Below are 14,138 nucleotides of genomic sequence, written 5' to 3'. Positions count from 1 at the left end.
TAACTAGGCAAATCGACTTCAATTTGTGCTGATTTTTTGAGCGCGTTGAGTACGTCATTTTTGCCTCTATATCAAATGATATGGAGTAAATGATGCGTAAACGCACCTGATTGTTGCAAATATATTCAGAAACATTTGATTTAATGTTGCCTTTCCATTTCCTGTTAATTAGTATGGATTCTGATGGGGTCGGACGAGAAGCGACAAACTTAGTCGTCTAAGCGAGATTCAAGTCACTCCGTTACAATAAAAATCAAGTTCCAGGGAGAACATTCTATGTATAACAATAGTAAAATAGCTAAATCAGTGCGCTATGCTTTGTTACTAGGTGCATCTAGTGCCGTCATGTCAGGCGCTACCTTCGCTCAAGAGCAAGAAGCTGCGACTGAAAGCGCTGCTACTCCAGAGCGTATCCAAGTAACCGGTTCGCGTATCCAACGTACAGACATGGAAGGCGCTTTACCTGTTACCGTTATTGACCGTGATGCGATTGACATGTCAGGCGAAAACTCTATTACTGACGTCATCCGTAATACCACTTTTAACACATCAGGTTCGTTCCGCCCGCAGTCAGGTAACGCATCAGGTGCTACTGCATCTGTTAACATGCGTGGCTTGGGTGCTGACCGTACTCTGGTATTGGTCGACGGCCGCCGTTTACCAACTTCACCTTTGACAGGTAGCTCTCAGGATTTGAACGTTGTACCAATCGGGATGGTTGAACGCATTGAGATTTTATCAGACGGTGCATCAGCGATGTACGGTTCTGACGCGATTGGTGGTGTAATTAACATTATTACCCGTCGCGAGTTTAATGGCGTTGAATTGCGCTATGGCGAGTCAACAGTTAGCCTGCCGAGCGAAGGCGGTGACCGTGAAGAGGGCTCAGTCGTATTCGGCTCATCTTCTGACACTACTCGTCTAATTGGTGGTGTATCGTGGAACAACCGTGACATCATCTACAACAATGCACAGTCGTGGGTTGATTTAGAGCCTTGGAGTGGTTACGGCAACAACTGGACTGAGCTGACCGCAGCTGGTCGTCCAGGTTCAAACGCAACCAGCCAAGCATTTGCAAACGCCTGTGGTGGCGAGCGCATGCCATTTTACTTCATTCGTGATAACCCCAATACAGGCTTAGACGGTTGTTCTTATCAGCATACTGCGGTAAGTGCTGAAGAAGCGGCGATTGGTAACCAAGCTATCTTCTTGAAAGCCGATCACGACATCAACCAAGATTGGAATATCTTCTTCAATTCAAGCTTGAGCCGTTCTAAGTACTTCGGTCGTTATGCACCAACGCTGAACGACCCGGGCGATATTTTAGCGGCGGACAGTATTAACAACCCGACCAACCCATTGAGCCCGATTTTCCAAGAGACTCAGAATGACGGCTCACCAATTGGTGATAACCGTGACGTCGCCTTCTTCCACAGAACGGCTGCTATCGGTAACCGTGACACTGAATCTGACCTGTACACTCGTGATTTCCACTTAGGTGTTGACGGTCGCATCGGTAACGTCGACGTCGACGGTGGTATTCGTCGTACGGTTTCTAAAAACTATGACTTCGGTCGTGGCTACTTGCTGCGCTCAGCGTTACGTGACGCGGCGAACATCACAGTTGATCAAGTTGAAGCACTTGGTCCAAACCAAGCTTACTACCGTCTAGACGACCCATTCGGGATGCGTTATGAAGGTAACGAAGAAGCGATGGCAGCGCACCAAGCAATCGTAAACTCAATGAACGTTACGACTTCACGTGTTTCTGAGTTCCGAATCGACGAAGTGTACGCGTCAGCAGCATTCGATTTATTCGACCTGAATGCGGGTACCGTACAAGCCGTTGTCGGTGCTGAGTACCGTGAAGAAACCTACGTTGACCGTTACGATTCACTGTCTGAAGCAGGCGTTGTCGGTGGTTCATCAGGTAGTTCTGCTGGTGGTGACCGTGACGTCACTGCAGCGTACTTCGAAACTTTGATTCCAGTAACCCTAGACCTAGAGTTGACTGTTGCAGGTCGTTTCGATGACTACTCTGACTACGGTAGCGACTTCTCACCAAAAGTAGGCTTCCGCTGGCAGCCGCTGCAAGAATTGGTTGTTCGTGGTTCTTGGGGTGAAGGTTTCCGTGCACCGTCGTTGGATATCCTTACCATGATGCCTTCATCTGGTAACCCAGGTATTCGCGACTACGTATTGTGTCAATCACAAGGTATTTCACAGTCTGACTGTCCTACACAGCAGGTTCGTCAAACTACCATTGCTAACCCAGAGCTGAGCTCTGAGTCTTCAAGCCAGTGGTCAATCGGTGTGGCATATCAGCCGACTGATTGGTTGAACATGACGTTGGATTACTACAACATCGAAATCAACGACACCATTCGCTTGTTCGGTGCTCAGACCATGATTGACCGTGAGCTTGACGGTACGCCAATTCCTGATGGCTTAGGTATTGTTCGTGAAGGCGGCATCATCCAGGAAGTGACTGGTGGTTACGCGAACGATGGTACTCAACAAACTGACGGTATTGATTTCAATATCGTAGGTACGTTTGACTTCGGCGAGATGGGTCGTTTACGCTCTAACTTGCAGTGGAGCCACGTGTTTGAGCTGACTGAAGCTGGTCAGTCGCGTAACATCATTCGTGACCAAGGTCGTCCACAAGATCGTGTGACGTTTAATAACGTTTACAGCTGGGGAGACTTCGATTTCGGTTGGAACGTCAACTTAATCGGCAGCACCTACGCAGTAGTGTCAGGTTCTGGCGACAACGTAACTCGCGAAGGCAGCGTTGGTAGCTGGGTCACTCATGACCTGCAAGTAAGTTACAACACTGCATGGGATGGTCGTCTAACTGTTGGTGCGCGTAACGCGTTCGAGAAAGAGCCACAGTTGGTACCGTTCGGTGTTCGTGACTACAACATGAACCTGTATGACGCATACGGTCGTATTATGTACTTCCGTTACACTCAACGTTTCTAAGTCAATATTGTTCAAACCCTTGCTTGGAGAACGTCAATGCCGGTCATATGACCGGCATTTTTATATATTAAGCGTGTAGTTCTAGCTTAATAACTAAACAATGTTCTGAATTTCATTTTGACGCCATGACTTTCAAAATGTTGCTTATGTTCTTTCTATTAACCTTACACGGCCCTGTTGACACTTCTCAGACATAGTGAGAGTATTCAGGCAGTGCCCTTTTTCGCCTAAGGGCAGCTGCTAGTGTAGAAAACTTGAATTTCATCACTCACACAAACTGGGCTTCGGTTAGCGAATTCGTACCGATTCGGTACTTGTGACCTCGCTGAAGTATAAAGTTAAGTCAAATTGGTTGGGAACTATGACCATAGTAATCAAACGAAGCAAAATTGCCGCCGCACTCGTAGGCACTATGGCATTAGCGGGCAGCGCAACTGTTGCTGCTAACGTTGATTTGTCACGTCTGCAAGCCGAGCAAACTCAAATTCATAATCGTTCTGCTCAGTCTCAGGAGCGTATTGACTCACTATTTGAGCAAAGCCGCGAGTTATTAGCGGATTATCGCGAAGTAGTTAGTCAGTACGAATCACTGCGTGTTTATAACGATCACGTACAACGTCTGGTTGAAGACCAACAGTCTCAACTTAATTCGCTACAGCGCCAAATCGACGGTATCGAAGAAACACGCCAAGGCGTGGTTCCATTGATGTACCGTATGATTGACTCGCTCGAGGAGTTCGTGGCGTTAGATATTCCAGTACGTAATGAAAACCGTACAGCTCGTGTTGAGCGTTTACGTGAAATCATGACTCGCTCGAATGTAACTGATTCAGAGAAATTCCGTCAGATCATGGAAGCTTACCAAGCCGAAATGGACTATGGTGTTGCACTGAATGCTTATCAAGGTGACTTGACTATTAACGGTGAAACCGTTGCAGTGGACTTCTTCCACTTAGGTCGTGTTGCTTTCCTGGCACAATCTCTGGATCAACGCAATGCATGGCGTTGGGACAACGAAGCGCGTGAGTGGGTATCTCTTGACGGTAGTTACTTGAACCCGTTGACTCAAGCAATTCGTATGGCACGTAACCAGACTCAGGTTGACGTGGTTCGTTTACCAGTAGCAGCTCCGGAGAATGCAGAATGAAACAGGTAGTTAAGCATTTAGTAACAGCCGCAGCTGGTATCACCATGGCGGCAGGCTTTGCGTTCTCTGCAAGTGCGCAACAAGCCACTTCACTCGACGACCTGCTACGTATTGTGCAGGAAAACCGTCAATCTGCGCAGCGTATTGATCAAGAGCGTGAGCGTCGTTTTATGGACGAGCGTGCTGACCGTCAGCAAATGTTGCGTGAAGCACAGCAGCAATACTCGAATGAAGAGCAGCGAGGTCAGCGTCTGCAACAAGAGTTTGCGCAAAATGAAATCGATATCGCAAATAAAGAAACTGAGCTTGATAACATGGTTGGCACCTTAGGGGAAATCTTCGGTGTTATTCGTGGTTCAGCGTCAGACGCAATCGGTCGTATTTCAACCTCAGTAGTGAGTGCTCAGTACCGTGGCCGAGAAGACGTGTTAGACAGCCTTGCTGAGGCGCAAGAATTGCCAAACATTTCTGAGCTGGAAGAACTGTGGATTGCATTATTAACTGAAATGCGTGAATCAGGCCGTATCAGCCGTTTCCAAGGTGAAGTAACCTTGTTAGAAGGTGGTACTGAGACACGTGAAATCGTGCGTATCGGTGCGTTTAACCTGATTTCAAATGGTGAATACTTACTGTACAACGAAGACCTTGGCCAAATTCAGCCATTAGGTCGTCAGCCTGACGGTCATATCTTGCGTGCGGCTGCTAACTTTGAAAGCACTACGTCAGGTTATGCCCCGGTTTACGTTGACCCTTCACGTGGTGGTATCTTGAGCTTGTTGACTCAGCGCGCAACGTTGATGGAACGCTATCACCAAGGTTCGACCGTTGGTTACGCCATCACGGTTGTATTAGCTATCGGTATCCTGATTGCTATCTACAAGTTAGTGACTCTGTTCCTTGCGGGTGCTGCGATTCGTTCACAGCTTAAAAACCCTGAAAACCCAGGTAACAACCCATTGGGTCGTATCCTGAAGGTTTACCATGAGAACAAGCATGCTGACGTTGAAACTTTGGAACTTAAGTTAGACGAAGCTATCTTACGTGAAACACCTAAGATTGATTCTGGCGTTGGTATTATTAAGATTCTAGCGGCTATCTCTCCGCTAATGGGTCTGTTGGGTACGGTTATCGGTATGATCGGTACGTTCCAATCAATCACGCTATTTGGTACTGGTGACCCGCGCATCATGGCAGGCGACATCTCAATGGCACTTGTAACAACTGCCTTGGGTCTGATTGCAGCATTGCCACTGATCGTCATCCACAGCATTGTGGCTGGCCGTGCGAAAGCTATCGTTCAAGTACTTGATGAACAAGCTGCTGGCATCATTGCTTCTCACGCGGAGAAGGGAGAGTAAGCATGCAATTATACCTGATGGGACTTTGGGAAACTGTCAGGGATTTTATTGCCACAGGTGGCGATGTCTTATACCTCGTCTTTGCAGCGCTCTTATTAATGTGGATCGTTATGATAGAGCGCTACTGGTACCTGTTTGGTGTGTTCCCGAAGGAACGGGATCGCATCATTAAAGCCTGGGACGAGCGTAAAGATACGACGTCTTGGTATGCGCATAAAATCCGTGAAGCCTGGGTTTCCGAGGTTTCTACAAATCTGAATGCACGCATGCTGTTGTTGAAAACAACTATCGTGATTTGTCCGATGATTGGATTGTTAGGCACAGTAACAGGGATGATTTCAGTATTCGAAATTATGTCTGTACAAGGAACGGGTAACCCTCGTTTGATGGCTAGCGGTATCTCGATGGCAACTATCCCAACAATGGCTGGAATGGTGGCGGCACTGTCTGGAATGTTCTTTGTAACGCGCTTAGATGCACGCATCCGTCGCGAACAAGACAGACTGCTTGACAGTTTGCCACATCACTAAGAGAGAAGAATTATGGCACGTAAACGTTTTCGCGAAGAAGAAGAAGCGACAGCAGATATGACGCCGATGCTTGACATCGTATTCATCATGTTGATCTTCTTTATCGTAACAACATCGTTTGTTAAGGAAGCTGGTATCGACGTAAACCGTCCGGAAGCCCAACAAGCCTCACAAAAGCCTTCAGCGAATATCTTCATTGCTATTCGTGAAAATGGTGAAGTGTGGATGGACCGCCGTATGGTTGACGTAGAGCGAGTGGCTGCCAACCTCGAGCGTCTGTTAGCTGAACAACCTACCGACATGGTAGTTATTCAAGCCGACGAAGGTGCTCGTCATGGGGTTGTGGTTCAGGTTATGGACCAGATTAAAGCCGCCGGTATCGCGCAAATTTCAATAGCAGCGGAGAACGACTAATATGGTGCGCGCAATAGTATCGATTTTACTAGGCGCCGCAGTCACTTTCGCTCTGTTTGTCTTTATGGCTTTCTTGATCAGTGGCGGGGCTCAGCGTGCAGAAGCACCTGAGCCACCGACTCGGATTGACATTGTCTCTGAGCCACCAGAGCAGGACGTGGATACGCGCCGCCGTACACCACCACCGCAGCCGGAGCCACCAGAGGCACCGCCGCAACAGCCTGATGCTGAGCCTGACACGGCAGATGACACTCTGTCATTTAATATGGACATGGGCGGCGTCGACTTAGGTGGTACTGACACTGGCTTGGATGGCCCAGGTGCAGGGCTTGGTCGAGACGGTGATGCTCAGCCTATCGTTCGTATTGAACCCCGTTACCCGCCAGCAGCAGCTCGTGACGGTATCGAAGGGTGGGTGCGCTTAAGTTTCACGATTGATGAAACTGGTGGCGTAACCGACGTTCAGGTGATTGAGTCTCAACCACGCCGAGTATTTGACCAAGAAGCACGCCGTGCATTAATGCGCTGGCGATATGCGCCACGTATTGTTGATGGCGTCGCTCAACGTCAGGAAGGTTTGACTGTGCAGCTTGACTTTACGATGGAGGGGCAATAATGACATTTAAATATGCAATTATTGCAGGTGCGGTAGCGCTAGGCTTAGGTTTATCTTCGCTGTCTTCGACTGTATATGCGCAGGAGGAGATGAGCCAAGAAGAAGTCCAACAGCAGGAGCGTCAGGAAGCATTTGTCGACCGTCAACGCCGAACTGACAACATCGATATTGGCTTTCGCATTCCGTCGCCATCTGAGGTTCAACAAGCTCGAGATTCTCGACGCAACCAAGCTGCCAGTGAGCGGATTGGACGTCGTATAATGCAGGCTTTTGAGGCTTACGAGGAGGACGATATTCCTGGTGCGATAGAAATCCTTGAGGGCGCAAGTCCTCGTGGTGACTATGATGTCGCATATGTTAATCGCTTTCTTGGCAACATGTATGCGGCGAATGAGCAGCCAGAACGAGCTTTAAGTACACTTCAGCAGGCTGTGGACTTAGATATTCTTGGTTTCTCTGATCAAGCGGCAGCTATGCTTCTACTTGCGAACTTGAACTTACAAGAAGAGAATTACAGCGACGCACTGCGTTACTACCAGCGTTGGATTCAGTTCACCGGTGAGCTTGATCCAGATGTATTCGTTCGGATGTCAAACTCTCATCTTGAGCTGAACAATTACGAGCAAGTAATTCCGCTGGCACGTAAGGCGTTACATTACATGCGTGAACCAAATCGCAATCCGTTTGTTCTTCAGGTTGCAGCCTTCTTTGAATTGCAGCGTACTGCAGATGCGATCCGTGTCTTGGAAGAGGGTGTGCAAACACTCCCAACTGAGAAGCGTTGGTGGGCTCAGCTTGGAATGCTTTATTTCCAAGAAGAACAGTATGACCGCGGTTTGGCGACCCTTGAATTGGCTTACCTTGCTGGATTTCTAGAGCAGCAAAACGATTTTAGGGCACTCGCGCAGATGTACTCTAACAATATGATTCCATACCGTGCAGCAGAGGTTATGCGACGTCATTTAGAGTCGGGCGATATTGAAAGCTCTGGACGTAATTGGTCGATTGCCGCTAGTTCCTATCATGCAGCACGCGAGTTTAATCGTGCTAATGATATGTATCTTCAGGCTGTGGAAGCAACTGACTCTCGTCAGGAGCGTCACGACTACCATCGCCGCCGAGGTAACTCATTGTTGCTAGCTAGTAACTATGTGGAGGCAACTCGTGCATTTACTGCGGCAATCGAGACAGCAGCATCTGGTGATAGTTCGATAGGCCGCGTGTATATGTCTTTAGCAGAAGCTCATTTTTACAATGAGCGTTATGCGGAGGCTGTAAGAGCAGCTGAAAATGCAGCTCGTTACAGTGACCAGCGTCGTAACGCAGAGAGTTGGGCGAATTACATTCGTTCGACTGCTGAGCGCCGAGGCGTGAGCCTGTAATGGCTGTATAGTCATCCTTACAAAAAGCTGCTCTAAAGTTTAGAGCAGCTTTTTTTATGTCTTTATTTGCTTAACACTACATTTTAACGTTTGTTATTTTTATTGAAATCACTTAGTATCAAGCTATCCGCATGCATCTTTAGCACAGCGGCTAAACAAAAAAATTATTAAAGTAGGGCTTGATCATGTTTAACAACTCTCTCTTAACAACTACGCTGCGTACGGCGTTAATTGCTGGTGGTGCCTATGCAGTCATACCAGCTGCATTCGCTCAAGAACAAGCAACGGATTCTGATTCTGGAACAATCGCTACGTCGTCATCTGAGCGCATCTCAGTTATAGGTTCACGTATTCGTCGCGATGGTTTAGACAGTGATACCCCAATTGAAGTGATTAGCGCCGAAATGGCGACTGAAATGGGCATCAATACAGTTGGGGAGCTACTGCGTACTGCTACTGTTGCAAGTGGCTCTAATCAATTAATTTCAGCAATGAGCGTCGGCAGCGTGACTGCAGGTGGTGCTGGCAACGAATCTATTTCCATGAGAGGGCTTGGTGCAAATCGTACTCTCGTCTTGTTAAATGGTCGCCGAGCTGGTCCTGCCGGCACCAGGGGCGAAGTGAGCGCGTTTGATATGAATGCGTTGCCTATTTCTGCAATCGAGCGTGTAGAAATCTTGAAAGATGGCGCGTCTTCTCTATATGGTTCGGATGCCGTAGCCGGGGTAATCAACATAATCACCAAGCGAGGTGATGACTCTTCTATCAATGTGAACGTAACACAGCCATTCGAATCCGGTGGTGAGACCTATCGCATCAACGGAACACTAGGACGAAGCTTCTCAGCAGGGTCTTGGCGGGTAGTCGGTGATTACCGTTTAGATCAGGAACTAAAGCGAGGCGACCGTGATTACTTTGGTTGCCAGCCTCGATATTTCTTCGATCGTGAGACAAACGAACGTGTTGATCCAATCGACCCGCGAACTGGTGAGTTTCATTGTAATGCACTTGAGTCTGCGATGTGGTTATGGGACGGTGGTGCTGAGAACTACCTAGGAGGACGTCTCGTATATGATTATGACGGTTCGCATGCGGCGGCTGGGCGCCCTCAATATAACGCAGTTAACCCTGGTGATATGTCAGTTCCAGAGGGCTGGTATCCTGTAGGATTTGATTATGAGTCAGATGGTTGGACAAATGCTAATCATCCTTTTGTTTATAATCAATCAATGATTCCTCGTCAGGAAGTTGCCTCTTTGTTTGGCCAGTTCGATTATGATCTGTCTGATAATATCTCGATGTACGGTGAGCTGATGTATAGCCGTCGGGAGACTCAAATTGCAGGTTACCGACAGTTTTGGGAACCCTTCATTCCTGGTGGCGTTGTTGACGGATTTGACGGAGACATGTTCTACGATCCAACACCAGTTACGGATCACTCTGGCAGCACCACAACGATCGATTATGTTCGTGGAGTTGTTGGTTTTGAGGGAGCCATTGGCTTTTGGAATTGGGACGCTTCTTACCAGCGCTCGTTCAACCGAGGCACGTATGATACCAAGTTAATTTACGAAGATTCATTAGAGCTTTCGCACGACGTGCTATGGGGTGATCCCTGCTCTGGTGTTGTAACGTCGATTTCTAATCGCCCTTGCGTAGAGGTTCCTTGGTTTACACCCGAGTTCATAAATGGTGAGTTTTCTCAGGATGTCCGCGACTTCCTGTTTGGCGAGGAGAGAGGACGTACTTACTATAAACAAGATACTTTCGATGCCTATATTACAGGTGACCTTTACGAGCTGCCAGCAGGACAAGTTGGTGCCGCATTTGGTTTTTCTTATCAAACGGATGAGATCGTAGATACCCCTGGTGAGCAGACGTTACAAGGTAACGCGTGGGGCTCTACCTCTGCGGGTATAACTCAAGGTTCGGCAGAAACTACCGCCTTTTATGGGGAACTTCAGATTCCAGTAGTTCGCGATTTGCCTTTTATGGAATCTTTCGACCTGACTGCTTCTGGCCGTTGGACCGATGTCAGTACTTATGGAAGCGGCACGACATATAAAGTTGGAGCTAACTGGACAGTAGGTAACGGATTTAGAGTTAGGGCTTCACGTGGTACTTCGTTTAGAGCGCCAGCCTTGTTCGAACTATTCTTAGAGAATCAGACAAGCTTCATTTCTCAAAATAATGACCCATGCTTAAATTGGGGTGCGAGACTTGAAGAGGGTTCTATAAGCGAGCTGCTTGCAGGTAACTGTTCTTTAGCTGGCGTCCCTGCTGATTATGCAGTTCCGAATGCGTCTATGACTTCGTATACAGGCGGAGGAGCAGGTGTTCTAGAAGCAGAAACTTCGGTATCAAATGGTTTAGGTGTCGTATGGAGCACAGTTGATAATCGCTTTGGTGCTTCAATTGACCTCTACGATATTGAAATTTCAGGTCAGGTTGACAACGTTGGTGGTATGGACGTAGTGAATGGCTGTTATTTCTCGGAGGATTTCGCTAATGAACCATTATGTAGTCAAATAACGCGTCACGATGGCACTGGCAACGACTGGGGTATTGACGAAATCTACGGCGGTTTCTTAAATGTTGCGTCTCAGCGTGTTCGTGGTTCTGACATTATGTTCAGCTACATGGATGATACGCCAATTGGTTTTGTTCGTTTTACATTGAATCATACGATCCAGTTTGAGCGTACATATCAGCAATTTGTTGATAGCCCAGAAATAAATTATGTAGGGCGTTTGGGTAATCCTCGCCATTCTGGTACTGCATATTTGAGTGTCGAGAATGGTGACTGGAAGTATAATTGGCAGACACGTTACTACGGAAGTGTTGACAATTATGATGCGTATACTAACGGTAGAAATATTACTTATCGCGGCATAGAAGCATATTTTGTTTCAGAGGCTTCAAGTGTGTTTTATCACACCGCTTCAGTTGCTCGGACATGGGATAATTTTGAAGTGACGCTTGGTGTTGCTAATATCTTTGATACGCATCCACCACGTGTCAGCCCCAGTTATGCATCAGCGGTTGGTAACTCAGCCTTGTATTCGCAGTATGATTTGATTGGACGTCGTGCGTTCTTGAATCTTGAGTATCAGTTCTAAGTAGCGAACGAATATTTATTAAATAGTGCCGATCACTAAAGCAAGCCCAGGTCAAGTTGTATGATCTGGGCTTTTTTAGTTAAAATCTAGTTAGTATGAGATGCTGGTTCCTCAGTATAACAACCTTCAAGGATGATGAATTTGTGTATGATGAAAATTTTATGATTACTATGCCATTAAATTAGAGTATTACTCGGTCAAACAAATTGTGCTGGCTACAAGGCAATATTAAATGATTCATCAAAGAACAAAGTCCCCCGTGAATTTGAACTTTTGGAAGGTAATTTGTACAGATGGAATGAACAGTGCGCTGACCTTAAATCGGAATGAAGAGCAATACCTCGTTAGCTAGTGTTACTTGTCCGCTGCACTTAGTTTCAAGAGAGGTTTTTTTTAAGTAATAAGTTTGATATTTTTAGATACAATTTTTTAATGAATAGAATTTCTCCCTTACGTAAGGAAACTTGAGAATGGTCAGATATATTTTAGTCTATGTCTCTTTGATTTTTGCTAGCACTGCAGCTAGCGCAGAGCAGATCCCGACTTTAGAAGATTACGCTCGGCATGCGCAATATTTGGATATTAAAATATCACCTGAAGGAAATTATCTAGCGGCTTCTAGTCGAATGGAAGATGGCAACATTCGTCTAACTGTTCTGGACATCGAGAATATGCAGCCATTATCAGCCGCCGAAGGCTCTGGTCGGGAGAGAATAGGTAGTTTTCACTGGGCTACAAACGAACGTCTAATAATGACGATGGCTCGTGAAGCGGGCGCGCTAGCTGTGCCAGTTCCCACTGGTGAAATTATGGCTATGAACGCTGATGGTTCGCGTCGTGAAATTCTTACAGGTCGCAGATCAAGAGATAGGGAACCAGTATTTGCTCAAGTGGTAGATTGGCTTCCAGATGAGCCCGAAAATATTTTAATCTTTCAGCAGAATTTCACTCATCGGGAACCTTTTCTCGATGTGTATAGAATGCGTATAGATGGCGGTCGCAAACGAAGCGAAGGACGCATCCCTTTACGAAATAGCCGCGAGGGAGGGGTGAATGTAATTACGGATGGGAATGGAATTCCAAGAATAGCTATCGGAGTGGACCCGCAGGATAACTCTAAGCGTACAATTATGCTGCGAGAAGGAAATTCATGGAATGCAATATCATCTCATAATGAATTTGATATGGGTTTTTCGCCAGTCGCGTTTGTTAACGGTGACACTGCAGTTGTTGGCGTAAGTAGAAGTGAAACTGACACGACAGCAATCTCAATCCTTGACTTAGAGACGATGGAAGAAGAAATATTGGCTGTTCATCCGAACACTGATCTAAGTCCAATATTTAGCATTAATCGTGGAAGACCAGGCGAGGTAGTAGGAGCCTTTTATGAATATGAAGGCATTCATGTTGCTCTTTTTGGTGGTACCAAAGACGAAATCTATGTTGACATTTTAGAGGGTTTAATTGGTGCATTTCCGAGTCAAAGTGTAAATATAACCTCAGCTACAACTGATAACAATAAGTTGATTGTTCGAGTTGGATCGGCAAATGTGCCCACTACCTTTTATTTCTTTGATCGTGAAGAAAATCAATTGTCAGTGCTTGCTCAAGCCCAACCGTGGCTAGCGAATGCCACTTTGCCTCGTACGCAGTCGTATATTTATCAAGCGAGAGATGGTCAGGATATTGAAGCTGTCTTAACATTGCCGCATGGTGTAGAAGCCAAGGATTTGCCGCTAATCATGCTACCACATGGCGGACCTCATGGGCCTCGTGACTCTATTGCTTCAATTGATTCAGATGCAAAAGTTTTAGCTCAGCATGGTTATGCCGTTTTACAACCTAACTTTCGAGGTTCGGGCGGCTATGGCCAGTCATTTGAGGAAGCTGGGTATAAACGTTGGGGAACCTTGATGATTGATGATATGACTGACGGTGTACATCACTTAGCTGAGCGGGGTATTATTGATATAGATAGAGTGTGTGCGTATGGAGGCTCTTATGGAGGTTACGCAGCACTTCAAAGCGCTATCCGTGAGCCAGATTTATATAAATGCACAGTTGGTTTTGTAGGCGTATTTGATTTAGATCTTATGTTCGAAGAGGGTGATATACCGCAACGTGAATCGGGTGTACGTTATTTAAACCGGGTTTTGCCGAGCACTCCAGAGGAACGGATCTCTCAATCTCCAGTTCATAACGTGGACAAACTGAAAGCGCCAGTATTTATTATTCATGGGGAAGAGGACATACGAGTTCCTATCACCCATGCATACCGTTTACGGGATGCACTACAGGCCAAAAACCACCCTGTAGAGTGGATGGTGAAAGAGCATGAAGGGCATGGTTTCTTCAACCCCGAAAATAACGTAGAGCGTTGGACCAGAATGCTCGCGTTCTTTGACCGCTATATAGGTGATGATGAGTAATATTTGGCCGAGATGGTACACATGGAGAATGGCGTTCACCATGCCTCTGAATCCATGCATTAACATGTGCTAAAGCAACATCAGTAGCAGTGGCGGCAGCTTTACCCTTCGGGAGGTGGGCCCGCCTCCACTGAGTCTCGCTGCTGAATAGCACTACA

The 14,138-nt window shown here is 46.7% G+C and carries 9 protein-coding genes; all 9 read left to right on the top strand.

Annotation, left to right across the window (positions count from 1 at the left end; translation table 11 throughout):
- The first annotated feature begins 276 nt into the window (after positions 1–276).
- The 9 genes from CWE07_RS02365 (at position 277) to CWE07_RS02325 (ending at position 13,980) form a co-directional block, all read left to right on the top strand.
- The gene (locus CWE07_RS02365; protein WP_111568316.1) at positions 277–2,985 is read left to right on the top strand and encodes a TonB-dependent receptor plug domain-containing protein; all 2,709 of its coding nucleotides are present in this window, start codon (positions 277–279) and stop codon (positions 2,983–2,985) included.
- Between the two features lie 361 nt (positions 2,986–3,346).
- Positions 3,347–4,132: a DUF3450 domain-containing protein gene (locus CWE07_RS02360; protein WP_111568315.1), complete on the top strand. Its 786-nt coding sequence runs from the start codon at positions 3,347–3,349 to the stop codon at positions 4,130–4,132.
- A complete protein-coding gene (locus tag CWE07_RS02355; RefSeq protein ID WP_111568314.1) occupies positions 4,129–5,490 on the top strand; it encodes a MotA/TolQ/ExbB proton channel family protein in 1,362 nt (453 codons plus the stop codon). The genes CWE07_RS02360 and CWE07_RS02355 overlap by 4 nt, the downstream gene beginning before the upstream one ends.
- Before the next feature lie 2 nt (positions 5,491–5,492).
- Entirely contained in the window at positions 5,493–6,020 is a 528-nt protein-coding gene (locus CWE07_RS02350; RefSeq protein ID WP_111568313.1) for a MotA/TolQ/ExbB proton channel family protein, read from the top strand.
- 12 nt (positions 6,021–6,032) lie between these two features.
- Positions 6,033–6,434: an ExbD/TolR family protein gene (locus CWE07_RS02345; protein ID WP_111568312.1), complete on the top strand. Its 402-nt coding sequence runs from the start codon at positions 6,033–6,035 to the stop codon at positions 6,432–6,434.
- A 1-nt stretch (position 6,435) separates the two neighbouring features.
- Positions 6,436–7,050 carry an energy transducer TonB gene (locus CWE07_RS02340; protein WP_111568311.1) on the top strand — a complete coding sequence of 205 codons (615 nt, stop codon included), beginning with the start codon at positions 6,436–6,438 and terminating at the stop codon, positions 7,048–7,050.
- Positions 7,050–8,432, top strand: coding sequence for a tetratricopeptide repeat protein (locus CWE07_RS02335; protein ID WP_111568310.1), 1,383 nt, complete (start codon positions 7,050–7,052; stop codon positions 8,430–8,432). The genes CWE07_RS02340 and CWE07_RS02335 overlap by 1 nt, the downstream gene beginning before the upstream one ends.
- Positions 8,433–8,617: 185 nt before the next feature.
- Positions 8,618–11,551, top strand: coding sequence for a TonB-dependent receptor plug domain-containing protein (locus CWE07_RS02330; RefSeq protein ID WP_111568309.1), 2,934 nt, complete (start codon positions 8,618–8,620; stop codon positions 11,549–11,551).
- A 470-nt stretch (positions 11,552–12,021) separates the two neighbouring features.
- Positions 12,022–13,980 (top strand): alpha/beta hydrolase family protein, encoded by a 1,959-nt coding sequence (locus tag CWE07_RS02325; RefSeq protein ID WP_111568308.1) that lies wholly within the window; start codon positions 12,022–12,024, stop codon positions 13,978–13,980.
- Positions 13,981–14,138: the final 158 nt, after the last annotated feature.

Origin of the sequence: Aliidiomarina maris, assembly GCF_003987335.1 — a bacterium.
GTDB classification, from domain to species: domain Bacteria; phylum Pseudomonadota; class Gammaproteobacteria; order Enterobacterales; family Alteromonadaceae; genus Aliidiomarina; species Aliidiomarina maris.
This window is presented reverse-complemented; position numbering and strand designations above follow the sequence as displayed.